This is a genomic window from Corynebacterium durum (genome assembly GCF_030408675.1).
Classification (GTDB): Bacteria; Actinomycetota; Actinomycetes; order Mycobacteriales; family Mycobacteriaceae; genus Corynebacterium; species Corynebacterium durum.
In genome coordinates this window covers 1,187,395-1,209,678 of record NZ_CP047200.1, presented here as the reverse complement: position 1 = coordinate 1,209,678, position 22,284 = coordinate 1,187,395, and the positions used below count along the sequence as shown (strand labels likewise).

Here is a 22,284-nt window from a genome sequence, read left to right as displayed (position 1 = left end):
CAGGGATTTACCTACTTCGGTTGAACACTTCCCATATTTTTCATCGGAAGTAGTTTTTTGGATGAACAGCAACTACTGCCTTGTAGTACGTATCAGCTGTGTTTAAACAACCGGAAAGCCGCGGGTCTAAAGCCGATGTATATACAGCTTTGCAAACCGTTCTGAGGTTCTTCAGAAACGCAGTGTCACAAGCAACCATAGCGTCAGCATTTCCATAATCCTTCTCATAGCACATGTCATGAATAGCGCAGGCCCCAGAGAAGTCCGCATTCACCCCAGGTGCCGGAAACTGGTCTGGAGAATTTGTGCAATAGTCGTGGAGCGCTCCACGGCTTGGATCGTACACGTACCCATCAGGTACTTCGACTCCTCCACGATCTTCTTCGATAGCGTTGGGGTCTTGTGTTACCGGCTTTTCCTTGAACTCCGCCTCCAAGTCCAGGTTGTTTTCTTGCGCATATTTTTTGAGGTTTTCTGCGACGTCACGGTCTACTTGCTTACCGTATAAATCGACAGTCTCATGGGAATCTTGCGTTGCGGCTACCTGCCTTTGCTCGCCTTGACCTGTCGGAGCTGCTGCCGATGTCGGCATAAAAGCAAAGGTAGCGGCAGCCGAAGCAACCACAAGCGTTACCCTTGTTAGTAGTGTTTTTCCCTGTTCCACTCCCAGCGGCATTCTCATTATCTACTCACCCTTCCTCGTCGTGCTTTGTGGGCATCACCCCCTCAGCAGGGACGGTATCAACGCACACCAACAAAGGATAGGGGTAGAAAATTATGTACAACTACACGTCGGAGCAAACTTGAATATCAGACCTATGGATTACACCTCAGCCACCGCTATCAAGAGGTTGAGCATACGCAGCGATATAGCCATTATCGTCGCAGCGCACACATGCCATAACATCAGCTACAATAACCTCGGTAGTTTAAAAGATATACGCATTATTGAAACCGATATAGTTTCCATCGAGATAACGAAAAAATCTGCATAAAATTGATTCAACGCTAGATTCAGATAGTAGCTCGGGTCCATCCCGGCAATAGGGCCATGTTCCACGGTTCCGATGTGCAACAGGATGCCAAAAGGAAGATCACTGAGCACCGGCATCCCCACAGAACCCAACGCACAACCGCAACTGATCACGGGGCGTCGATAAGCAGATATGCGGTGGATAAGCGGCAGGTGGCTTAGAATGTAGGGAATTCGTTGTTGCAGGAGAAAGGTCGCATCATGGTGCATACTCAGGCCATTACGCGGGAGGTTCTGGAGGGTTTTGTGCGCCCCACGTTCGCGGCGGGGGCGGTGCTGTGGCGTAAGTCAGGTGAACACCATGAGATTGCTGTGGCGCACCGCCCGTTTTATGACGATTGGTCTTTGCCGAAAGGCAAGCTGGATCCGGGTGAGTCGCTTCCGATGACGGCGGCGCGGGAAATTCTGGAGGAAACCGGCTACTCGGCGCAATTGGGCGCGCTGTTGGGGCACGTCAGTTACCCGGTGAAAGATCGCACCAAGGTGGTGTTTTATTGGACGGCCGAGGTCCTAGAGGGCACGTTTACCCCGAATGAGGAGGTGGATGAGCTGCGCTGGGTGAGCGTCGAGGAGGCGAAAAGCCTACTCACTTATGATGTGGATCGAGGCGTGGTGACCCAGGCAGCGGAGCTAATCACCACTGAACCAACCGCACGGATTCTGTACGTTCGACACGCGCATGCCCACAGCGCTGCCACGTGGTCCGGTGCACCCGGTGCTGATGACACTCGTCCACTGGATAAGAAGGGCCGCAAGCAGGCCGAGGCACTGGCACCAATGCTCGCCGCGTATCACCCAGACAAGGTATATTCGGCGCTTCCCGACCGCTGCCGGTCCACGGCACAGCCACTTGCCGACGCCCTGGGGGTCACCGTTCAGGTAAACCCTCTGCTGGGGGATGCCGCCTGGGTGGATTCGCCACGCACGGCGCGGGAGGCCCTGATGGAACTGGTGAAACCCGGTGAAACCGTAGTTGTCGTTGCGCAGGGCACCATCATTCCAGGGATGCTTGCCTTGCTGACCGGTGCTGAGGACGCAGGGCATGACGCGGCGTCGTTTCCCAGCAAGAAAGCCTCCACCTGGGTGCTGACCTTTGGCAAAAGCGAACTCATCGGCGCGGACTACCTGGAGAGCCCGCTGCCGGTGAAGTAGTACCTACATGGTGGTGGGCATGAAGCTCGGGCGCTTCTCCTCAAATTCTTTGATGGCGTCCTCGTTGCGGAGGGTGAGGCTAATATCGTCCAAGCCCTCCATGAGGCGCCAGCGGGTGTAATCATCCACTTCAAAAGGCAGGATGTACTCGCCCGCAGAGACGGTGCGCTTTTCCAGGTCAACCGTGAGTTCCAGGCCGGGTGTTTCCTCCATCAGCTTCCACAGAAGCTCAATGTCGGATGCCTCCATTAGTGCCGCAAGCAGTCCCGACTTTCCGGAGTTGCCTCGGAAAATGTCGGCGAACCGTGAGGAGAACACCACGCGGAAACCGTAGTCCATGAGTGCCCAGACGGCGTGTTCGCGGGAGGAGCCGGTACCAAAGTCGGGGCCCGCCACCAAAATGGAGCCGTTTTTGAAGGCGTCTTGGTTGAGCACAAAATCGGGGTCTTGGCGCCAGCCGGAGAATAGGCCATCCTCGAAGCCGGTGCGGGTCACACGCTTAAGGTAGACGGCGGGAATAATCTGGTCAGTGTCCACGTTGGAGCGCTTCAGCGGCACACCAACGCCCGCGTGGGTAGTGAACTTATCCATCAGTGCTTGTCCTTTACTCTCAAAATCCACTCTAAAGATCTGCAGGCGATGCCAGATGTCCGACAACGGCGGTGGCTGCCGCGACGTGCGGTGACACCAGGTGCGTGCGCCCACCTTTTCCTTGACGGCCCTCAAAGTTGCGGTTGGAGGTAGAGGCGCTGCGCTCCCCCGGTTTCAGCTGGTCCGGGTTCATTCCCAGGCACATGGAACATCCAGGCTGGCGCCATTCTGCTCCTGCGGCGGTGAAGATGTCGTCCAGCCCCTCAGACTCTGCTTGTTCGCGCACGCGGGCGGAGCCAGGAACCACGAGCATCCGTACGGAATCGGCGATGGTACGGCCTTTGAGCACTTCGGCAGCGGCGCGCATATCTTCGATGCGGCCGTTGGTACAGGAACCGACAAACACGGTGTCAATCGGAATCTCCCGCAGGGGAGTTCCCGGTGTGAGACCCATGTAGTCCAGGGCTTTTTCTGCGGCGGCGCGTGCGGATTCTTCGGCGAACTCGTCGGGGTACGGTACTGATGCGCCGAGCGGCACACCCTGGCCGGGGTTAGTTCCCCAGGTAACAAACGGGGTGAGGGCGGATCCGTCAATGTCTACCACAGTGTCGAATACTGCGCCGTCGTCGGTACGCAGGCTCTTCCAATACTCCACTGCGGCATCCCAGTCGGCACCCTGCGGCGCGTGCGGACGGTCTTTGAGGTAGTTGAAGGTCACCTCGTCGGGGGCGATCATGCCAGCACGGGCGCCCGCCTCAATGGACATGTTGCAGATGGTCATGCGGGCTTCCATGGACAGTTTTTCAATGGCTTCGCCACGGTACTCAATAATGTGCCCCTGGCCGCCGCCGGTACCAATCTTGGCGATAATGGCCAAAATCAGATCCTTCGCTGTGACCCCGTCAGGCAGCTCGCCGGACACGTTGATGGCCATAGTTTTGAACGGTTTCAGCGGCAGCGTTTGGGTGGCCATCACATGCTCCACCTCGGAGGTGCCAATACCGAAGGCGATGGCACCGAACGCGCCGTGTGTGGCGGTGTGGGAATCGCCACAGACCACGGTCATACCAGGCTGGGTCAGCCCCAGCTGCGGGCCGACAACATGCACAATACCCTGTTCAACATCGCCCATGGGATGGATACGGACACCAAATTCTTCAGCATTTTTGCGCAGGGTTTCCACTTGGGTGCGGGAAATGAGGTCATTAATCTCCGTGATGGCACCAGTTTTGATACCTTCAGTGGGGACGTTGTGGTCTTCTGTGGCCAGGGTGAGGTCGGGGCGTCGTAAAGCGCGTCCTGCCAACCGCAGTCCGTCAAACGCCTGAGGCGAGGTGACTTCGTGCAGAAGCTGCAGGTCAATGTAGATCAAATCCGGTTCGCCGTTGTCTCCTTTGAGAACAATGTGGTTGTTCCACACCTTCTCGGCCATTGTCAGATGATCCATGGGGCTGGTCATGGGAAGTCACCTCGGTATCTGGGTTAAAAAGTGAGTCCATCTCAATAGCAAAAATTGTTCTAGAAATATTCTAGAATTCTCATTCCATGAGATGTTAGTATCGTGTCATGGGACAGTATAACGCACCGGACGCGGCCTCAGGAAGCGGCATCAAAGTTCTCGATAGGGCAGTGCTCATCCTCACCACCATCGCCGACCAACCACGCTCCCTCGCCGAACTCTGCCAGGCCACCAAACTGCCCCGCGCGACCGCACACAGACTGGCCACAGCCTTGGAAACGCACCGCATGCTGAGCCGCACCGCCGACGGACGCTGGAGCATTGGCAGCGCACTCACCTCACTCGGATCTGGCAGCTCTGACACGCTCATCGACGCCGCCACCCCCATCATGAATGCACTCATGCAGCGCACCGGGGAGTCCGTGCAGCTCTACCGCCTCACCGGAACGTCCCGTACCTGCATCGCGAGCAAAGAACCCCCGTCCGGGCTGCAAAACACCGTCCCCGTCGGATCCCGCATGCCGCTCACCGCAGGTTCCTCCGCGCACGTCTTCATGGCTTACGCACCGCCCACTCTTCGAGACTCCATTCTTGCCGACGCCGCATTCACCCCTGCCACCCTTCAACGTGTTCGCAGCACCGGTTACGCCGAATCCGTCAGCGAACGCGAACCCGGGCTTGCTAGCCTTTCCGCCCCCGTTTTTGACCACACCGGGAGCATCGTCGCCGTACTCTCCATATCCGGCCCCGCCGAACGACTCCGCCCCCACCCTGGTGCACGCTGGGCGACCGAGCTTATCGACGCCGCGAAAAATCTTGGGGCCGCGCTATAAAATACTGTGGTTACATGGAATTGCCATAAGCACAGCGCGGCGGGTAGAGCAGGCTCTATTCCAAAAAGGGGAGATAAGCCTCTAGCGGAGAATCAATTAGGCACATATCATAAGCACATATCATAGGCATCAAAATTTTTAACAAAAAATTATAAGGATATAGCGATGCATAAGATAGTGGCAGTTGTAAAAAGAATTATATACAGCCCCTGGCCCTATATTGTGGTCGTCCCACCCCTTGCATTCTACGTTGGAATTCTTCTCAGCAATGGGCTCTGGAACGGCTGGGCAGGATTTGTGGTGGCACTACTGACCACAGTAGCGATTGCATGGCTAGGCATGCGCAAACGGGACATAAAAAGCATTCGCACCGTCATCCTTATTGTCATGGCACTACTTCCTATTGGGTTCAGCGGATACTTGTGCATTCCGAGCGCGCCAACAACAGTGGCAGCCAGTGAAGACTTTCCTGAAACACCCACACGTCACCGGAACCTACCCACTGGAAGTAACATCGCCTACTACCACCTCAACGGCGGTGAGGCCGCCAAAGAAAAACCCGCACTACTCTTCCTTCACGGCGGACCTGGCGGTTCTGTTTCCCACTCTGACGTGACTTTCTTCAACCAATTCACCTCACTCGGATACGACACCTACCTTTATGACCAGGTAGGTAGTGGCCGCAGCGACTTCATCCCTGCCCAACAATATTCCCATCAACGCAACATCGACGATCTCGCCGCCGTGCTAGAGAAGATCCCCAACGACAAGGTGATTATGGTCGGGCAATCCTACGGCAGCACGCTTTTAGCCTCAGCATTAGCGGATCCCCGTATTTCACCCCGCGTTGCCAAAGCTGTGTTTGCTGAACCGGGAGGATTGCCACTTGACCTTGAACAAAGCGAAAAATACCTGAACGATCACATTCCCCAAGCAGGGAAAGACAATCCCATAAAGCAAAGCGTCGGTGAAAAACAACAAGAAAGCAACATGTCATTGCTGGTAAGGCCGCGAGTCTTACTAGGCTTCTTCCTTATGCCGACAGCAAACAACTTCATAACCCAAGAAGAGGCAACCAACCTTATGGGCACTAAGGAACTTAATATGCATTCGCAAAGCAGCGTATGCCCCGATGATCGGGATTCACTACCGCCGATAACGGAAAAAGATGGGCTTCGCATGAACTTGAAAGCAAACGTTCAGGTAAATAATTACAAAAATTATAATTTCGATATGAACGCTTTTAGTAACAACCCTACGCCTGGAATGTTGCTTATCGGAGAATGCACCTACGTTAATCGCCGCACCCAACTAGCCTTTGAGACAGCCTATCCGGCGATGGAACGCGTCCACTACTTCACCGGTTTAGGGCACCACGTTCTCGAAACAGCATCTGCTGGGAAACCGAGCCGCGCATTTGAGGCTATCCGCTCCTTCATTGAGGAAACGCCAGCCCCCATGCCCAACTACCAGCGCGAGCAAGACTTCAAAGACTTCATGAGCGAGAATAAATAGACAACCAGCGGTGAGTACGATGCGTGTAATCGTCATACTCACTGCCAAACCTATGGTGCAGAATGCGTTCCTCTGCAGGGATGACCACAACGTTCATGACTATGAAGTAGATGATGGGAGCAACAAACGCACTGACGCTACCCAGCGCAAACGCCACAGCACCCAGCAGGAGTAGGCACACCAGGTAGTACGGGTTCCGCGAACGCGAATAATACCCAGTAGTGATCAGAACACCAGGAGCATCACCCGCATTGGTTGTCGCTCCCGCCGACCGAAGATTCCGTAATATGCCCACACCCAGGACGATCAGCACGGCGATCGCACCACAAGCCAGCACCTTTAGCCACATCGCAGAGTACAAGATCACCAATGGAATGAATACGTCGAAAGCGACCGCAACCAGCACAGAGCAAATGAGAGTAATGTCCGGTAGTGCTGTTAACAATCGTCTACGGGGCATAGCGCCATAATAGTTGACACTGGTACCAGAATGCCGAGATATAAGCACGTTTACTAGCCCGCCCATACGTTCCAGGTTTTCACCATAGAATCAGCCAAATCCGCGCGCTGCCGCCAACGCGTGCCCAATCTGTTACCTCTATAGTCCCCCATATCATTGCGCCTTTTTCAACCACTGCACAGCGCGAAACACGAACACTACCAGCGACAACGGCATTGTCTTTTACGCAAGCATTACCCTCAACTCGCGCGTTTTCTTTCACTATGGCATCGCCCGCAACCCACGCTTCCCCACTAATCCGAATGGTGCCATCATTCAAATATTTCGAGCTCACCCATCCACCAAGATCACCTTTTCTAACACCTTGATCGGATCTGAAGGGCACGTTCCATCCATTCTGATTGTGAGCACCGCGCATGCTGATGCCGTTGCCAGCACAAGAACAGTTGATCAACAACAGAACCAATATCACCTATCCACGTTCCAATTCGCACCTGCGTACCATACTCACCATTGGGAAGAGCCGTGCGGATAAGCTCGACACTATCTTCAAAGGTCTCAAGTGTCTCAAATACTTGGAAATGTGCATCCTCAGCAATAGCGGCATTGCCCGCAATAACAGCACGCCCACATAAGTAAGCCGACCCGGATATGCGCGCCTGATCGCCAACACATACGCGGTCATAAAGCGAAGCCTCTCCTGCCACGCATGCTTCTCCTCGTACCTGGACGTGATCATGAATATGGGCCGCTCCCAACACGCGAGCGTTACCACCCACTCTCGCATTGCCATCCACCACCGCTGTCTGAAAGACGTGTGCGCGGCCATACACTCGCGACCAGCCATACACTCTGGCATATCCAGAAATCATTGTGTGACCGCAAACCCGCGCGTGCCCACCCACACGCGCACTATCAGTAACGCATGCATCTTCGAATATTTCAGCCTCATGCGACACCCAGGCATCCTTGGCAATGCGGAGTTCCCCCGTCGTCGTATGCGTAGAACTTACCCATCCACCAAGGTCGCCCGCACGAACACCACGAGCAGCAATATCCCGTGTCGCCCGAATACGATAAAGACGGACCCCCTGCTTATTGATTTTCCTTTCCCCAGTAAGCTCAAAAGTAGCACACATGCTTATACGGTATCCCCGTGCCAACTTTGCAGCAAACGTGCGGTAGGCGCGACGTCGATAAGCAGCGACACAGCCATCAGCCGCGTCGGTGTACAGAATTCATCAAACTTCAACCTGCTCCTTTAAACTCGAATCAATGCCTGAAAACACTCGTACTTTCCGTTCCTCGATGATGAACTTGCTAGCCCTGCGCTCCGTCATCGAGCTACCTATTGTGCAACGCCACGTCCTAGACCCTGAGGTCCTGCGGACAGTGGCGGAAGTCGATAGGGTTGGCGACCTGACACGTTTCAATGTCGCCGATGTCCCCGAACTTGCCCACGTCTCCAACTCCAAGGAACTACTGACCCCCGACGAGCATGGCTGGGCGCTGGGACACGCGCTGTCCTTAGCCGTAGAACACGGGCAACACCTGTGGCTGAGTGAAGTGACCCCCGAGCAGCTCGCCCAGCTGCGAGAGATCCTGGGCAAGGAACTTGTTCATATCGCTTCCGTGCACGATAGCGAGGACAACGACACTGTTGTGGTCGCCGTCAGCCCGCGGCAACTCCTGTACGAGTGGGCCGACGGCACCCCTGAGCAGATCGGTTATCTACGCACCGTTCTGGAAGGTACAGACCCGTTGCGGGTCTCCCAACACACCCTGAGCGCTCTACGTGAAGCCGGAGTGAGCCTGGTGCCTCGGGCCGACGTAGTCCGTCTTCTGCACAACCCGAAATTCCTTGCCTACTCGGTGGTGTTCATCTATTCCTCGTTACGGGCACTGCCAGCGACTTTCGCCCCAGGATTTCGTGGCAACCCCTTCGTGCTGTGGACCATCGACATTGTTACCGCTGTGCCCTACACCTGGGGCATCATGGCGATGGTGGCGGGCCAACGACGCCGCACCCGCTTCACCGGCCTGCTGGTCACCCTCATCACCTTCATAGCGCCGTACGTGTACTTCTTCTTCGCAGGTAGCCATGGGAACGGCAATAGGTACCCCGGCTGGGTCATCATGGTAGTAATCGCCCTCATCCTTGCAACATTTCTGCTTGAGGGCGGGCGCTGGCTGCGGGATGTCGCCGTCGCTCAGGGCCTGCATGCCCCACGGACAGGTTGAGCTAGCACCCCTATAAGAGATAGAGCGGCCACCCGACTTTTATGATCGGTGGCCGCTTTATTGTGCTGTGTTGTTCGGACTGAGATGTTTAACGGCCTATTCGGCAGTGGTTTCGGCCAGGCAGCTAGGAATCGTCGGAGCTGGCTGGCTCTGTGTCTGGCGTCGTAGAGGGTTCCGTGACCAACTCTGCACCACGAATCGAACGCAGACACCCTGCGAGCAAGACCCACCCACCACAGACAACAATGACGGCAACCGTACTCAGAGGTCGCTCGGGGTAGATAGCCACCAGCCAACAGGTAGCCAGGAACCACAAGGCCACTGCGGCGATATTGAGAGTGCGGAAACGCTTCACACGCGCCGGATGAACGTAATGCGTGGGCACCAACGTAAGCACCGCAAGCACAAGGGTGACGATGATATTGACAATCGCTGGAGTGCCCAGCACGTAGAACATCAACGCCACGATGTTCCACGCTGCCGGGAAACCCACAAAATAATAGTCGGTGGACTTCCACTGCTTGTTGGCATAGCAGAACATTGACGAGGTCAGAATAAGCGCCATCAGCAGACCAGCTACCGGCTTGGGGCCCATATCCAGACCCACGTACATAAAGACAGCCGGAATGAAGGTCCAGGTGAGATAGTCGACAACAATGTCCACAATGCTGCCATCAAACCAAGGAATAACCTCGGACACTTTAGCGCGCCGAGCCAAGGTGCCGTCCACACCATCGACGACAAGGGCAACGAGAAGCCAGACCCACATCCAGGTGAACTCTCGGTGGATAGTGGCCAGCATGGCCAGGCTGGCCCACACCAGTCCCGACATGGTCAAAATGTGCACTGCCCAGGCGGCAGCGCGGATCCGTGCCGGATATTGCGCGGACGACACAAACATCTCCTCTCAGTGGATGAAGCTCATATGGGAAGTCTATGCGGTTCACAGCCTCAGCACATATCTACGCAGGGAACAGCCCCACGGAAGTAGTCAGATCCTGCAGGCCAGACTGCCCAGCCCTGAACTGAGTCTGCCCCACACCGCACGCTATAGCAAATGTGCGGCGAACGCGGCGTCGATAAACGGCAGCACACACCCTTATGGCACTCTAGTAGTTTATTTTGAAACGTTTTCCTCCCCCATATTAAACATGTGCGAATAAAAAGGCTCTTCACTTCATCGCAGCCTGCGCCCTGCTCGCAGGCGTTGCTAAAGACAGCTGGCCCTCCCATATCGCCATCACCTCAGGCGATATGGGAGGACCAATACCAGATGAACACTACGCAGAGCCAGAACGTGCTTACTTAGGCATGTTCCGTGTCTGCACATCCTTCCAGTCGCTATTGTGAGCCAGCTCAGCATCAGGACCCGCAAACACTTTTTCGGCTTCTTTATCATCGCTGAGCGTCCAGAGGAACCAGGCCGTCATATACGGATCACCAAATTCGAGAACGTCTTTATGATCAGCTCCCTCTCGACGCGCCATAACGCCAGGTTTACCAGCATTTGGCGCTTCAAAGTTCTGCGTCAAATCCTTAAGTGGACTAATAGTAAAGCTATCACTTGCTTCCGTACCAGCCATCATGAAATACTGCGCCTTCAATGAGGAAGTATCATAAGAACATCCGAGACGTTTTGCATTTCCATTCTCAATCGCGCTAGCAGTGTATAGCGCAGCATACTGACCACTATTAGGATAGTTAGTCGCCGCATTAATCGCGCCCGCACCACCCTGTGAATGACCAGAAACGCCAATTTTATTGGTATTCACGATATTGCGTAGGGGACTCCTTTCCGTTCCATTCATCTGCAGCATCGCATCAAGCATGGCCGATGTTGACGCCCCAGATCCACTATTCGGATCCTCATTCCCCACAACAACAAATCCCCAACTAGCTAGATGCTCCAGAATAGGCGCGTACGTCGTCGAGGGAGTCCTCGTACCGTTAGCCATCAAGACCAGTGGGAATGTTTTCCCAGCACTATCTGCACTCTGGGGTCGATAAATGTGGTATTCCTTGGTAGGGTCACCGCCACCATCCTGCGTACTTTCCACCACCTGATACGGACCGGGTTTAGAATAACGCTGCTCCAATTGACCACTGAAACTAATTTTTTCAGCATACCCAGCAGCAACACCATCATCACCTGTGGTGCTTTTATTCAAATACATCATCGTTGCCACGAAACCAATTAAACATACGACAAGTATCGCGACTATAATGAGAAGAATTTTCCATATCTTCCTCATAAATAAGACCCCTTTCAAGAGCGGGACCACACTACCCTACTGCACATCCAACAGGTATTTTAGCGCGCATAATTTTGCGTCCAAGCCACGCCAACAACCTCCACACACAAAAGTAATGAAACCTTTACCGAATCATCAATCCACCACGTACAATTATTACACGCAGTGACATAAAGCACCCTCAAAACTTCCCCATATTTCGATTCAGAAAAACACGACCATATTACTGTAACGATTCAATTCAGATTGCATCACACCTACCCCACCACTTACCCCACCTAGTGCCCCGCCAACGCACCCACTTCTCAACGCAAAACCGCCCAGCGCACGCACTATGCGCAGGTTGGGCGGTATCATGGTACCCCGTACGGGATTTGAACCCGTGTTACCGGCGTGAGAGGCCGGCGTCCTAGGCCGCTAGACGAACGGGGCGTAGCAACGCGACATAACACTACAGCACAGTTACAGAAGTTAAAAATCGCATGCACTATCCCCATCGTTGATGATCACCGACGCCACAAGCTCACACCGCGAGTCCACTACCACGGTGCCGGTACTAGCGCGTCAACAGACGCGACGTCGACACCCAACACGCCCAACAATCAACGCAACAGTCCCAATCCCCGTATAGTGAGATTTTGTACTTGCCTCCCACAGGCACCATTCGGCACATATTGTTGAAAGGACTACGTTATGGCCTCTAACCTTCCCCTCGCACACGGCGGCGACATCCCTGAACTGGATGTTCTTCAAATTCCCCATTCGATCCGCCACGGTGCGATTCATGGCGCATTGAGCACACGGGACGTTGGCGATGCGCTGATTCTCATTGCACCGCATAATCCGTTGCCATTACTTCGCGAGGTTGAGGCCCGCGATGACACTTTTGCCCTTGAGTATCTGCAAGAAGGCCCTGATGTGTGGCGGATCAAGTTCACCCGCACGGCCTAAACTGCCACACACGCCACGTTGATTTGTTTCAGCTTCGCCCGAGTTGCTGAAAAATATCAGATAGCAGCGGGCCAATCACGGTGATGGTGTCGGTGATGCCGTCAACGCATCCCGCGCTATTAACAACCAGTGCGGATGTGTCATTTCTTCCTGTCACACCAACCAGCCCGCGCGCAAGCCCCGCGTGGGAACCATTTTTTATGCCTTCAAGCAAAACTTGTGTGGCAATGCCGGGCAGTTCCGCATCGAGAAAAGGCCGTGTGGCTTCGGGAGTAAGATTATTGGGTTTCAAGCCGACCCCGCCTGCGGTAATAATAATGTCGTAACCCTGCTCAATCGTGGTTTTAAGCGCCACGCTAATGGCCTCTTTATTTTCGGGGATGGCTATGGGTTCACCAACGTCCACGCCAAAAGTGGCAAGCAGCTCGACCGCTGCAGGACCTACTTCGTCCGGGCGCACACCATCAATAACATAGTCAGAGATGATGATGATTTTTGCTGTCAGGGGCTTGCTAAGCGGCATGGTTCACTCCCGTCGGCGCCGTGCTCGGACTGTGCAACAGCATTTGTTTTGTTGAGGAACTTTACCCGAAGAGTTCCATACATGCCTACCTGCCATGCACTGCACACACTGCCGATACCTAGCAACTCACCGTAACTTTTACCGTCTATCGCTTATCGACGCCTCGCGGCACCATTGACAATACAGCCACGATTTACAGCATTCACACCAACGATACAAAAGAGCAGTATTCCAATTATGTCTCTACATTCTGCTTATGCGGCTTATGCGGCGCACCAATCATACTCAGTGCAGAGAGCACAATGACCACCGCAATAATTCCTGACATGGCGCGCGGCGTGCCGTCGGAAAGCAGGGCGAGTAACGCAGAGGAAACAACGCCGCTGCCGTATTGCAGGGACCCTAAGAGCGCAGCGGCAGCGCCCGTCATGCGCGTCGGGACTGAACTTAGTGCGGCAGCATTAGTGCATGTTGCAATGATTCCGTTTGTGCTGAAAATGAAGAACATGGGGGCAACAACACCCCATAATCCACCAATCCCCGTAAACGACAACGCTGCAAGGATAATAGCCGCCGTGACAGCCACAGCTAGCGACCTCCGAATAAGCACGTCAAGGGTATATGTGCGCAGCAGGCGACGGTTCAGAGCACTGACCATGGTCACGCCAAGGATATTGATGCCAAAAAATAGTCCAAAGTACTGTTCGGGAATCCCAAAATGCGTGATGTAGACCGATGGAGACCCACTGACAAAAGCGTAGACAGCAACGTAAAAAGCAGTAACACAGAGCGTGTACCGCATGTAACGCCCGTTTTTCAGCAAGTTACCGTAGTTACCGAATGTGTGAAGGAAGGACTGCGGTGCACGGGTTTCCTTTGGCAGTGTTTCCGGCAGGAAAAACAACGCTGCAAACATCATGACACCGACGATTGCCATGGCCCAGAAAATCAGTTGCCATGTTCCCACGGCCAGTAATCCCCCGCCAACAAAAGGTCCGGCAATGGGAGCAACGGCCATAATCATCATCAGTGTGGACATTGTTTGCGCAGCTTTGGTCGCGCCATACATGTCGCGAATCATTGCTCGCGACAATATCGGCCCCACGCACGCCCCGATCGCCTGGAAAATACGCCACAACACCACTTCTGTCATGTTTGTCGAAAGCGCACAACTTATGGAACCAATAATAAACAGCACCATGCCAATGAAAAGAGGTATTTTCCGCCCGACACGGTCACTGATTGGTCCCCACAATAGCTGCGCAATAGCAAACCCCAGCAGGAAACCAGTGATGGCCAATTCGGCGTCGCCACCAAGTTTTTCCTCCATCACAGGCATCGCAGGCAGGTAAATATCGATAGCAATGGAGGTCATAGCCATCAGTGCACCGAGGATAGCCAGGAGCGACACGCTGGTTTTCGTTGAAGACATGGCGGTTTTAAGCCTTTGTTGGTTGAGGTTGTATGTAACGCCGCGGGGGTCACACAAAAAATATATCCTTATCGACGCCGCGCCGGTTCAGGTGCCCGCTCAATCACCTGCACCATTCCTACTTGAACGTTTTATTCAGTTCATAATACTTTGGCGCGACCATGCTCCACCAGCGTTTTCGCCATATACACCACGAAAAGCAGCACACGTGATGATATTACCTATCAAAGCGCTGCTGCTACGGTGCAGCTCAGAAGCCCCGCCCACAGCAGGACTTCGGATATACCGTCACACGTTTTCATCACACAAGGAGTTCTCATGATTCGTCGTAGATTCGTCACCGGAGCTATTGCCCTAGCAACCGCCACCGTCATTGCAGCCAACGGCACCGCCAACGCCCAAGAAATTGGGACCCCCGAGAAGATTGGCAACGTACCATCAAGCTCCGATGCCTTCATGCAGGGTGTTCATGGCCTTTCCAGCAATGATCCAATCGAGCGGGAATCAGCTCCTAGTAAATTCTACTTGAGCGTTCTGGCGGCCGCTTACCATGGCATACTTGAACCCCTTTACTTTGCCACACTTTCCCTCCAGCCGCACGCTAACTAAAAGCATCTGCAGATAGAAAGCCACCCCGATTTCGCCGTACATCGGGGTGGCTTTCCATTTATTTACACATATCTACATTACTCCGACCAGGCAGCAAGATTATTGCCAGCCGGATCTTGAAAATGAAAACGCTTACCGCCTTGAAAATCAAAAATCTCTTTTGTGATCGTACCGCCAGCAATTTTCACTTTATTATACGCCTCCTGCAAGTCTGAGACATAAATAACGGTAAGAGGCGTTGGCGTTGGGTTTTCGGCATTGATGCCGCTTCTCATTTCACTGTCTGACGTATCCGCATAGTCGTCGCCATACATTGTGTATGACCAGTCAAATACTTCGCCAAAAAACTCTTTTACCTTTTTTAATTCCCCAATATCTTTGGCTGGAAATTCTACGTAGTCAATATGGTTATTTACCCTACCCATATCCGCCATTATATATAAAAATAGACGATCTGGTTTCTATCAGAGATAAGAGGAAACAGATCACTACCTGTTATCCCGCCCCCGCTTAGTACTCTGCACCTAGTAACCTGCACCCAGTACCCTGGCCCCTGTGACACCCAGCAGCCTCACCGCATGCCCACTTCACCACTCCATTCCGTAACATATATCATGGAAGCTGATGAGCGCTACGACACATTCTTTGCCGCATGCCACACCGCTGCTCCTGCTGAAGGATCGCTATGGGCGCATAGCACGAGACCTGCGGGTTTCTTTGACGGACCGCTGCAATCTTCGGTGCACATATTGCATGCCTGCACAAGGGTTGGAGTGGACCCCTTCTGAGCAACTGCTCACCGACGAGGAGATCATTCGCCTTGTAACAATTGGGGTCCAACTGCTCGGCATCCGCCAGGTTCGTTTCACTGGCGGCGAACCGCTACTCAAGAAGTCGCTTGACCAACTGATCCATACGGTGAAGCAGCTTCATACAGACGAGGGCAAGCCGGTAAGCACCGCTCTGACAACCAACGGCATTGGACTACACCGCAAAGCAACACAGCTGAAAGACGCTGGGCTTGATCGCGTGAATATTTCCCTGGACACTCTCAACCCTGAGCATTTTTCGCTTCTGACTCGGCGGGATCGTTTCAAGGACGTTATCGCAGGTATTGAGGCTGCCATCAACGCCGACCTCTCCCCCGTGAAGATCAACAGCGTGATCATGCCGGGTGTCAATGAAGACGACATTCTTCCGCTCGCAGAATTCGGGCTATACGAAAATGTGGAACTGCGCTTCATTGAACAGATGCCCCTGGGGCCGCGCGACCAGTGGGATCGTTCGGCTATGGTCACAGCCCAGGACATTATTGACGTCATCTCGACCAAGTTTGACCTGACCCCTGACACAACAGAGGAGACAGCTCACAGTGCAGCCCCCGCAACCATGTGGAGGATTTCTGATGGGGACATGCACGGCAAGATTGGCATCATCGCTTCGGTGACCCGTCCTTTTTGTGGTGCGTGCGACCGTACGCGGCTTACATCTGACGGCGCTGTGCGGAGCTGCTTGTTTTCTCAAACTGAAACCTCGTTGCGGGATCTTCTTCGCCAAGGCCGATCAGACAATGAGATAGCCGAGGCATGGGCAGCAGCGATGTGGCTCAAACCCGCTGGTCACGGCATTGATGATCCTTCGTTTGTTCAGCCACACCGCCCCATGTCAGCTATCGGTGGCTAAGCTCAACACCAACTATGCTCAACAGCATCAACATCTCTTTTACACCACGGAGGTCTCATGGGTGAACAGCATCGACGCACCATGGATGAACATCTACAGGCTGCTCTTGCACTTGTTGCACCGCTTCAGCACACCGCTCAGGTAAGCACCAGAGACTTGAATGATCATCATGGCATCGTAGTGGCCCGAGATGTTATGAGTGCTGCAGCCATTCCACCATTTACCAATTCAGCCATGGATGGTTTTCTGGTTCGCAGTACTGATCTTGCTGGTGATGGACCGTGGACATTCCCCGTCAGCGGTGACATTCCGGCAGGTAGTCCCCCAGTTCCAGTACCTGCGGGCCATGCCGTACGCATTATGACCGGCGCGCCTGTACCCGAAGATCCCGACACCAAAGATGATGAACTATACGTCATCCCCATTGAAAACACTGATGCACGCAATGACGTGATGCCAACAACCGTCACAGTGAAGGACTACAACCCCCACCGCGCGCACATCCGGTACCGTGGTGAGCACGTCCAGCCGGGGGATGTCGTCACGCACGCAGGTACCCGTATCGACGCCGGAGTGATAGCAACGCTTATTTCCGCTGGTGTTGAACAGGTGGAGCTGTATCCGCGCCCCACAGTGTGTGTGATTACCTCGGGTGATGAAGTGGGAGATGCTCGCAACGCGTGGGGCATTCCCAACTCGAACGGTCCGATGCTGGTTGCTGCAGCACACGCCAGCGGTGCTATTCCAACCCACCGTCATGTGCGTGACGACGCCGCAGCCGTGCATGCCGCGATCGATACCGCCGCATCCGAGTTTGACCTGGTAGTCACGGTTGGTGGCGTGTCAGCCGGTGCCTACGATGTTGTACGCGCCGTAGGCGGGACCGCCGATATGTGGTTTGGCCCAGTTGACATCCAACCGGGGAAGCCACAGGGTTTGGGCACGTGGAACGGTACGCCGGTGATGTGTCTTCCTGGCAACCCGGTGGCGGCTTACGTGAGTTTCTTTCTGTTTGTGGTTCCCGTGCTGCACACTCTCGCGGGTATGCCCGCGCCTCATTCTGTGTGGGACCTTCCTCATGTGTCTGCATTCGTTTCGGATGATTTTCCGCAGCCTGGCCCCCGTACGCGTTTTATTCCAGTCCAGTTAACCTGGGGTGAACACGGGGCAACCGCAACGCTGCCACATGGGGGCACTGGCTCGCATATGGTCGCGACTCTCGCAGGCGTTCATGGTTTAGCTGTTTTACCTGCGGAATCAGAACCTCACGATCCCACATCCGTGGCTGTTCTGTTTGTGTAAGCTCCCCTACCGAAGAAGGCATGATGAAGTTCACTCACCTCGATAACGCCGGGTCCGCCTACATGGTGGATGTCACAGATAAGCAGCCAACGGTGCGTTCAGCAACGGCGCAAGGAGAGATTATCTGCTCACCGGAGATTCTGGCAGCACTGCGAGATGGCACGGTCCCCAAGGGTGATGTGTTGGCGGTCGCTCGTGTTGCGGGCATTTCTGCAGCTAAAAAGGTTCCTGATCTGCTTCCTCTCGCGCACACCATTGGCGTGCACGGATGTTCAGTGGACCTGGTTATCCACGACGACCGCGTCGCCATTGAGGCCACAGTGCGCACCGCCGACTGCACGGGTGTTGAGATGGAAGCACTGACAGCAGTAACGGTAGCTGCCCTGACCCTTATTGACATGGTCAAAGGTGTGGATCGTTCGGCATATATCGGGGTCTGCGGCATCGTTGCAAAGTCGGGCGGCCGTTCAGGTGACTGGTCCCGCGACCTGCCACGATAATGCACGTCATCATTCTGGCCGGCGGTGTGGGTTCGCGCTTAGGTGGTGTGTCCAAGGCCGAGGTTCGCGTGAATGGGACACGGCTTATCGACGCCCTCCTTACCACCCTCCCCACACATGTTTCCGTCAGCATTGTCACGCCATATCCGATTGAGCTAGGAACACACGCACAGACTATTCGCTGTGTGTGCGAGGATCCTCCTTTTGGCGGCCCCGCCGCAGGCATAAGTGCTGGACTTAATCCCGCCACCGAGATGACAGCCGTCTTGGCGGTTGATGCTCCCGCATCAGGGACCCTGCTCGAAGCGCTCACGAATGCACTCGCCACCAATCCCGGCGCAGATGCCGCTGCGATTATGTCAACGCAGGGCCATCTGGAACCGTTGTGTGTTGTCTGGCGTACAGCATCGTTAGTAGCGGCTTTTGATCAGCTTGGTGACCCTCGTGATAAACCCGCCAAAGCATTGCTTCGTATCGCTGGTTCGGTAGTGCCGGTGCCGGGCACTGGTGCGGAGGTTGATTACGACACAGTGGCTGAGCTCAGCGAACTGGGTGCTGTCGAGCTTCCTGCTCCCCCGCCTCCAGCCACGCAGTAATACCCCCTCGAAGACTGTAGGCACCATGATGCCCATCTGCGTCAAGCATGGAGACAGCCCGCGCGGATCGGATGCCGCTGGCGCAGTAAAGAACGACGCGGCGATCGGTAGCCAGGGCGTCGATAATAGCGGATGGCAGAGCACCGCGCTGGAATTCTTCTACAGGGATGTTGAAGGAACCGGGGATTGCGTGCTCTTCGTGTTCCTCGCGGGTACGAACGTCAATGACTAGGTCCCCGTCAGATAACGTTGTTGTGTCGCAGGGTTCTGCTGTCACGGGTCCGGCGGCGAGGAGGCGCTGGGTGACCGCCGGGTCCGCGTGGAGGGGAATATAGTCCCAGCGTGAGGCGAGTGAGTCGTAGTAGCCAACGGTCCCCAGCAGAGGCGTGCCTAGGTCGGTGAGGAGTTTTATAGTCTCCATGGCCATGGCTGATCCGATGATGCCCACAAGGGGGCCCAGCACTCCAGCTTGAGCACAATTGGGAATGGAACCGGGCGCGGGAGGCTCGGGGAAAATGTCTTCGTAAACAGGCCCCTTTCCTGCCCAGAACACAGACAGTTGAGCATCAAAACCCAGCACAGATGCCCACACATGAGGTATCCCAGCCCGAGCACACGCGGCCGACACAATATGTCGAGTGGCAAAGTTATCAGAGCCGTCGATAACCACGTCCACGTCCGCCATGAGGCGCAGTGCATTGTCCCAGTTCAGTCGTTCGGCAACATCGCGAACGATGATTGAGGGGTTCAGGCTATGAAGAGCCTCAGCGGCGGAACGGACTTTTTGTTCTCCCACGTGGGCCGTAGTGTGCACGACTTGTCGATGCAGATTGGATAGCGAAACAACATCATCATCCACAATGGTGATGCGCCCAACCCCGGCCCCTGCGAGGTACAGCATCGCGGGTGAACCGAGTCCGCCCGCACCGACGATAAGCACGTGGGAGTTCTGGAGCCGCTGTTGTTTGGCCTCGCCAAAACCGGCAAGGGATGTCTGACGCTGGTAGCGCATCTATGTCAACCCCACCCACTGTGTGTCGCCAGATTCTAGGAGTTGTTCTTTCCAGATGGGCACCTCGGCTTTGACGGTGTCCGCCATGTCCGAGCATGCCCGAAAGGCGGCATCCCGGTGCGCCGATGCGACGTGCACAACGAATGCCGCCTCGCCGATTGCAATGCCGCCGATGCGATGCGCTGCCCAGATGCGCACGTCCGGGTGCCTGTCCAGGACTTTATCTGCCACTGTCGCCATAATTGCCTCTGCCGTGGGGTGCGACGTGTAGCTGAGACTGCGAACGCGCTGACCTCCATCGTGATTACGGACGACGCCGTTGAAAGTAACGCACGCACCCATCGATGCCACCATTACGTCGTCGTAAGCAGCCGCAGCAAGCGATTCCAAGGGCTGGTCGGTGATCAGCGTCCCAAGAACAACTCCTGTGTCATCGGAAACGTAGGCTGGGTCGTTGGTGTTAGTCATGAGTGTGCGTTCCTTCTAACATGTCGGTAATGGGCATGATAATAGGTGTGAGCACGGCAATTCCATCTGCGACGGCACCGCGCGAGCCGGGAAGCGTCATGATAAAGGTACGCCCCGACACACCCGCAACGGCCCTGGACACAACGGAGAGGGGTGTGGACTCCTCGCCTTTACGCCAGAACGCGTTGACCACTCCAGGCAGTTCACGGTCCAGGTACGGGGTAACAGCCTCCACGGTGCGATCATCATCTGATAATCCGGTACCGCCAGTGGTGATGAGCACATTGAGGTCAGGGGTAATGGCGGTGCGTAGTTCATCCGCAACGTCCGCATCGGCGACAACACGTGCCTCAGGCGTGGAAAAGCCTAGTTTACGCAGCCATTGCACGAGAATCGGTCCTGTCTGGTCTTCGTAGATTCCTTGGGCTGCGCGCGTCGATACAACGACAACAAGGGCGGATTTCATAGTAGTTCTCCCAACGGATAGATCTGCACTGCCGCACCAGGGTGATAGTGCGTGCGAGCAGTGATGCGGATTAAACAGGTCGCACCCACCGCTTGTTGCAATAAATGCGATCCGGCACCACCAATAGGGGTTGCATGAAGCACTCCCTCCGCATCAACGGCGTAGGTACCCCGCAGAAACTGATCACGCAGGTCAGGCAACCCAGTCACAGCGTGAGTCAAGCGCGCAGTGTACGCCCCCACATCGCAGCGGTTCAGGGTTGGCGCGACAAAAAGTCGGAAGCTCACCAGCGTTGAGATGGGATTTCCCGGCAGGCATATCACCGGCGTTCCACGAAACGTTGCCAGCCCTTGCGGCCCACCGGGTTGTTGGGCAACATGCCCAAACCATGCATCATGCTCGGCAAAAGCTAGCCGCACCACCTCGTAACGCCCGTGGCTGATGCCACCGGACGTAATCACCGCATCCGGTTGATGCTTATCAACGCCCCGCGCCACATCCTCCACGAACCGCTCCACGTTGTCATCAGTTCGGATATGGTCAACCACCTCAATATCTGCGCTGCGGCACAGTTGGTGAAGCATCGGGCCATTAGCATCGGGTATTGAAGCCACTCCTTCGTTTCCGGCGCCGTGAGAAATTTCAGCCCCACCAGTACAAATAATCACTCGTGGCCGTTGCCATACAGTGACGGTGGTGATGGATTGGCTGGCTAACGCAGCAATCGCCACTGCATCAAGTCGGGTTCCTGCCCGAAGGAGAAGAGAACCAGCGGCGGAATCTGATCCAGCTTTGCGGACATACTGTTGCTGCGGTACTGACGGTATGTGGACCTCATCGTCGGTAAAGGTGTCGGGTTGGCACTCTTCGACGGGGACGATAGTCGTGGTACCGCGTGGGAGTTTCGCCCCTGTCATGATGGGCGCGACGCTGTCGCCTAAACCTTCTGGATAAAGCTCATCAGGGTCCGCACCTGCGGCCACGGTTGGCCCCACTATGAACACTCCTGGCGTGCGTTGTTGCTGAGCAGACGAAAGCGCGTAGCCATCCATCTGGGAGTTATCAAATCGCGGTGAGTCAAAGGGCGCCGTGAGGTCCGTAGCTAAGGTGTAGTTGGCGGCGTCGAGTAGCGGCAGAGTTACTGTCGCACGCGGCGGGAGGCGCCTCAGTATGGCCTCGGCGTGCTCTTGTGGTGTCAGCATGGTG

The 22,284-nt window shown here is 55.0% G+C and carries 24 protein-coding genes and 1 tRNA gene; 10 read left to right on the top strand and 15 right to left on the bottom strand.

Annotated features, from left to right (window positions below):
• Nucleotides 1–40: 40 nt before the first annotated feature.
• Nucleotides 41–682, bottom strand: a complete 642-nt coding sequence (locus CDUR_RS05720) for a phospholipase A2 family protein (RefSeq protein WP_179417478.1) — start codon at nt 680–682, stop codon at nt 41–43.
• Nucleotides 683–1,234: 552 nt separating this feature from the next.
• Here CDUR_RS05720 and CDUR_RS05715 point away from each other — a divergent pair.
• The gene (locus CDUR_RS05715; RefSeq protein WP_179417477.1) at nt 1,235–2,185 is read left to right on the top strand and encodes an NUDIX hydrolase; all 951 of its coding nucleotides are present in this window, start codon (nt 1,235–1,237) and stop codon (nt 2,183–2,185) included.
• Nucleotides 2,186–2,188: 3 nt separating this feature from the next.
• Here the strand turns inward: CDUR_RS05715 and leuD are convergent, their stop codons facing one another.
• Both leuD and leuC read right to left on the bottom strand, forming a co-directional pair.
• A complete protein-coding gene (gene leuD / locus CDUR_RS05710) occupies nt 2,189–2,776 on the bottom strand; it encodes a 3-isopropylmalate dehydratase small subunit (RefSeq protein ID WP_179417476.1) in 588 nt (195 codons plus the stop codon).
• Between the two features lie 31 nt (nt 2,777–2,807).
• Complete coding sequence (leuC, locus tag CDUR_RS05705) at nt 2,808–4,235, bottom strand: 3-isopropylmalate dehydratase large subunit (RefSeq protein WP_179417475.1); 1,428 nt, start codon at nt 4,233–4,235, stop codon at nt 2,808–2,810.
• A 107-nt stretch (nt 4,236–4,342) separates the two neighbouring features.
• Between leuC and CDUR_RS05700 the strand changes: the two genes are divergently transcribed.
• On the top strand, nt 4,343–5,068 hold the full coding sequence (locus tag CDUR_RS05700; protein ID WP_179417474.1) for an IclR family transcriptional regulator: 726 nt from the start codon (nt 4,343–4,345) through the stop codon (nt 5,066–5,068).
• Nucleotides 5,069–5,233: 165 nt separating this feature from the next.
• Nucleotides 5,234–6,583, top strand: a complete 1,350-nt coding sequence (locus tag CDUR_RS05695; protein ID WP_179417473.1) for an alpha/beta fold hydrolase — start codon at nt 5,234–5,236, stop codon at nt 6,581–6,583.
• On the opposite strand, the gene CDUR_RS05690 is transcribed toward CDUR_RS05695, so the two are convergent.
• On the bottom strand, nt 6,564–7,043 hold the full coding sequence (locus CDUR_RS05690; protein WP_179417472.1) for a methyltransferase family protein: 480 nt from the start codon (nt 7,041–7,043) through the stop codon (nt 6,564–6,566). The genes CDUR_RS05695 and CDUR_RS05690 overlap by 20 nt on opposite strands.
• A gap of 356 nt (nt 7,044–7,399) precedes the next feature.
• Entirely contained in the window at nt 7,400–7,750 is a 351-nt protein-coding gene (locus tag CDUR_RS05685) for a hypothetical protein (protein ID WP_179417471.1), read from the bottom strand.
• A gap of 568 nt (nt 7,751–8,318) precedes the next feature.
• Here CDUR_RS05685 and CDUR_RS05680 point away from each other — a divergent pair.
• Complete coding sequence (locus CDUR_RS05680) at nt 8,319–9,284, top strand: hypothetical protein (protein ID WP_179417470.1); 966 nt, start codon at nt 8,319–8,321, stop codon at nt 9,282–9,284.
• A gap of 124 nt (nt 9,285–9,408) precedes the next feature.
• On the opposite strand, the gene CDUR_RS05675 is transcribed toward CDUR_RS05680, so the two are convergent.
• From CDUR_RS05675 to CDUR_RS05665, 3 genes are all read right to left on the bottom strand, one after another.
• Nucleotides 9,409–10,185 (bottom strand): CDP-alcohol phosphatidyltransferase family protein, encoded by a 777-nt coding sequence (locus CDUR_RS05675; protein ID WP_218865405.1) that lies wholly within the window; start codon nt 10,183–10,185, stop codon nt 9,409–9,411.
• A 400-nt stretch (nt 10,186–10,585) separates the two neighbouring features.
• Nucleotides 10,586–11,461, bottom strand: a complete 876-nt coding sequence (locus tag CDUR_RS05670; protein ID WP_233453007.1) for an alpha/beta hydrolase family protein — start codon at nt 11,459–11,461, stop codon at nt 10,586–10,588.
• Nucleotides 11,462–11,892: 431 nt separating this feature from the next.
• Nucleotides 11,893–11,968 (bottom strand) — tRNA-Glu (locus CDUR_RS05665).
• A 261-nt stretch (nt 11,969–12,229) separates the two neighbouring features.
• Between CDUR_RS05665 and CDUR_RS05660 the strand changes: the two genes are divergently transcribed.
• Nucleotides 12,230–12,487: a DUF2249 domain-containing protein gene (locus tag CDUR_RS05660; RefSeq protein ID WP_179417467.1), complete on the top strand. Its 258-nt coding sequence runs from the start codon at nt 12,230–12,232 to the stop codon at nt 12,485–12,487.
• A gap of 28 nt (nt 12,488–12,515) precedes the next feature.
• Here CDUR_RS05660 and CDUR_RS05655 read toward each other — a convergent pair whose 3' ends face one another.
• Nucleotides 12,516–13,010 (bottom strand): MogA/MoaB family molybdenum cofactor biosynthesis protein, encoded by a 495-nt coding sequence (locus tag CDUR_RS05655; RefSeq protein ID WP_179417466.1) that lies wholly within the window; start codon nt 13,008–13,010, stop codon nt 12,516–12,518.
• Nucleotides 13,011–13,245: 235 nt separating this feature from the next.
• Nucleotides 13,246–14,442 carry a multidrug effflux MFS transporter gene (locus CDUR_RS05650; RefSeq protein WP_179417465.1) on the bottom strand — a complete coding sequence of 399 codons (1,197 nt, stop codon included), beginning with the start codon at nt 14,440–14,442 and terminating at the stop codon, nt 13,246–13,248.
• Nucleotides 14,443–14,760: 318 nt separating this feature from the next.
• Here CDUR_RS05650 and CDUR_RS05645 point away from each other — a divergent pair, with 318 nt between their 5' ends.
• Nucleotides 14,761–15,051: a hypothetical protein gene (locus CDUR_RS05645; protein ID WP_179417464.1), complete on the top strand. Its 291-nt coding sequence runs from the start codon at nt 14,761–14,763 to the stop codon at nt 15,049–15,051.
• 77 nt (nt 15,052–15,128) lie between these two features.
• Here the strand turns inward: CDUR_RS05645 and CDUR_RS05640 are convergent, their stop codons facing one another.
• Nucleotides 15,129–15,476 carry a VOC family protein gene (locus CDUR_RS05640; RefSeq protein WP_233452911.1) on the bottom strand — a complete coding sequence of 116 codons (348 nt, stop codon included), beginning with the start codon at nt 15,474–15,476 and terminating at the stop codon, nt 15,129–15,131.
• 199 nt (nt 15,477–15,675) lie between these two features.
• Between CDUR_RS05640 and moaA the strand changes: the two genes are divergently transcribed.
• Genes moaA through mobA form a run of 4 tightly spaced genes read left to right on the top strand, consistent with a single transcriptional unit; the run spans nt 15,676 to nt 19,132 of the window.
• The gene (gene moaA, locus CDUR_RS05635) at nt 15,676–16,734 is read left to right on the top strand and encodes a GTP 3',8-cyclase MoaA (protein WP_179417462.1); all 1,059 of its coding nucleotides are present in this window, start codon (nt 15,676–15,678) and stop codon (nt 16,732–16,734) included.
• Between the two features lie 57 nt (nt 16,735–16,791).
• Entirely contained in the window at nt 16,792–18,036 is a 1,245-nt protein-coding gene (locus tag CDUR_RS05630) for a molybdopterin molybdotransferase MoeA (RefSeq protein ID WP_179417461.1), read from the top strand.
• 23 nt (nt 18,037–18,059) lie between these two features.
• Nucleotides 18,060–18,536 (top strand): cyclic pyranopterin monophosphate synthase MoaC, encoded by a 477-nt coding sequence (gene moaC / locus CDUR_RS05625; protein ID WP_179419037.1) that lies wholly within the window; start codon nt 18,060–18,062, stop codon nt 18,534–18,536.
• Nucleotides 18,536–19,132: a molybdenum cofactor guanylyltransferase gene (gene mobA, locus CDUR_RS05620; RefSeq protein WP_179417460.1), complete on the top strand. Its 597-nt coding sequence runs from the start codon at nt 18,536–18,538 to the stop codon at nt 19,130–19,132. The genes moaC and mobA overlap by 1 nt, the downstream gene beginning before the upstream one ends.
• Here the strand turns inward: mobA and CDUR_RS05615 are convergent.
• From CDUR_RS05615 to CDUR_RS05600, 4 genes are read right to left on the bottom strand one after another with little or no spacing between them, the layout of a single operon-like run.
• Nucleotides 19,077–20,144, bottom strand: coding sequence for a ThiF family adenylyltransferase (locus tag CDUR_RS05615; RefSeq protein ID WP_179417459.1), 1,068 nt, complete (start codon nt 20,142–20,144; stop codon nt 19,077–19,079). The two genes, mobA and CDUR_RS05615, sit on opposite strands and share 56 nt — an antisense overlap.
• Nucleotides 20,145–20,612, bottom strand: coding sequence for a molybdenum cofactor biosynthesis protein MoaE (locus CDUR_RS05610; protein WP_006062065.1), 468 nt, complete (start codon nt 20,610–20,612; stop codon nt 20,145–20,147).
• Entirely contained in the window at nt 20,605–21,078 is a 474-nt protein-coding gene (locus CDUR_RS05605; protein ID WP_006062066.1) for a MogA/MoaB family molybdenum cofactor biosynthesis protein, read from the bottom strand. The genes CDUR_RS05610 and CDUR_RS05605 overlap by 8 nt, the downstream gene beginning before the upstream one ends.
• On the bottom strand, nt 21,075–22,280 hold the full coding sequence (locus tag CDUR_RS05600) for a molybdopterin molybdotransferase MoeA (protein WP_179417458.1): 1,206 nt from the start codon (nt 22,278–22,280) through the stop codon (nt 21,075–21,077). The genes CDUR_RS05605 and CDUR_RS05600 overlap by 4 nt, the downstream gene beginning before the upstream one ends.
• Nucleotides 22,281–22,284: the final 4 nt, after the last annotated feature.

Coding starts and splice junctions, on each gene's coding strand:
- CDUR_RS05720 (WP_179417478.1), bottom strand. CDS start 682: ATGAGAATGCCGCTGGGAGTGGAACAGGGAAAAACACTACTAACAAGG.
- CDUR_RS05715 (WP_179417477.1), top strand. CDS start 1,235: ATGGTGCATACTCAGGCCATTACGCGGGAGGTTCTGGAGGGTTTTGTG.
- leuD (WP_179417476.1), bottom strand. CDS start 2,776: ATGGATAAGTTCACTACCCACGCGGGCGTTGGTGTGCCGCTGAAGCGC.
- leuC (WP_179417475.1), bottom strand. CDS start 4,235: ATGACCAGCCCCATGGATCATCTGACAATGGCCGAGAAGGTGTGGAAC.
- CDUR_RS05700 (WP_179417474.1), top strand. CDS start 4,343: ATGGGACAGTATAACGCACCGGACGCGGCCTCAGGAAGCGGCATCAAA.
- CDUR_RS05695 (WP_179417473.1), top strand. CDS start 5,234: ATGCATAAGATAGTGGCAGTTGTAAAAAGAATTATATACAGCCCCTGG.
- CDUR_RS05690 (WP_179417472.1), bottom strand. CDS start 7,043: ATGCCCCGTAGACGATTGTTAACAGCACTACCGGACATTACTCTCATT.
- CDUR_RS05680 (WP_179417470.1), top strand. CDS start 8,319: ATGCCTGAAAACACTCGTACTTTCCGTTCCTCGATGATGAACTTGCTA.
- CDUR_RS05675 (WP_218865405.1), bottom strand. CDS start 10,185: ATGTTTGTGTCGTCCGCGCAATATCCGGCACGGATCCGCGCTGCCGCC.
- CDUR_RS05670 (WP_233453007.1), bottom strand. CDS start 11,461: ATGATGTATTTGAATAAAAGCACCACAGGTGATGATGGTGTTGCTGCT.
- CDUR_RS05660 (WP_179417467.1), top strand. CDS start 12,230: ATGGCCTCTAACCTTCCCCTCGCACACGGCGGCGACATCCCTGAACTG.
- CDUR_RS05655 (WP_179417466.1), bottom strand. CDS start 13,010: ATGCCGCTTAGCAAGCCCCTGACAGCAAAAATCATCATCATCTCTGAC.
- CDUR_RS05650 (WP_179417465.1), bottom strand. CDS start 14,442: ATGTCTTCAACGAAAACCAGCGTGTCGCTCCTGGCTATCCTCGGTGCA.
- CDUR_RS05645 (WP_179417464.1), top strand. CDS start 14,761: ATGATTCGTCGTAGATTCGTCACCGGAGCTATTGCCCTAGCAACCGCC.
- CDUR_RS05640 (WP_233452911.1), bottom strand. CDS start 15,476: ATGGGTAGGGTAAATAACCATATTGACTACGTAGAATTTCCAGCCAAA.
- moaA (WP_179417462.1), top strand. CDS start 15,676: ATGAGCGCTACGACACATTCTTTGCCGCATGCCACACCGCTGCTCCTG.
- CDUR_RS05630 (WP_179417461.1), top strand. CDS start 16,792: ATGGGTGAACAGCATCGACGCACCATGGATGAACATCTACAGGCTGCT.
- moaC (WP_179419037.1), top strand. CDS start 18,060: ATGAAGTTCACTCACCTCGATAACGCCGGGTCCGCCTACATGGTGGAT.
- mobA (WP_179417460.1), top strand. CDS start 18,536: ATGCACGTCATCATTCTGGCCGGCGGTGTGGGTTCGCGCTTAGGTGGT.
- CDUR_RS05615 (WP_179417459.1), bottom strand. CDS start 20,144: ATGCGCTACCAGCGTCAGACATCCCTTGCCGGTTTTGGCGAGGCCAAA.
- CDUR_RS05610 (WP_006062065.1), bottom strand. CDS start 20,612: ATGACTAACACCAACGACCCAGCCTACGTTTCCGATGACACAGGAGTT.
- CDUR_RS05605 (WP_006062066.1), bottom strand. CDS start 21,078: ATGAAATCCGCCCTTGTTGTCGTTGTATCGACGCGCGCAGCCCAAGGA.
- CDUR_RS05600 (WP_179417458.1), bottom strand. CDS start 22,280: ATGCTGACACCACAAGAGCACGCCGAGGCCATACTGAGGCGCCTCCCG.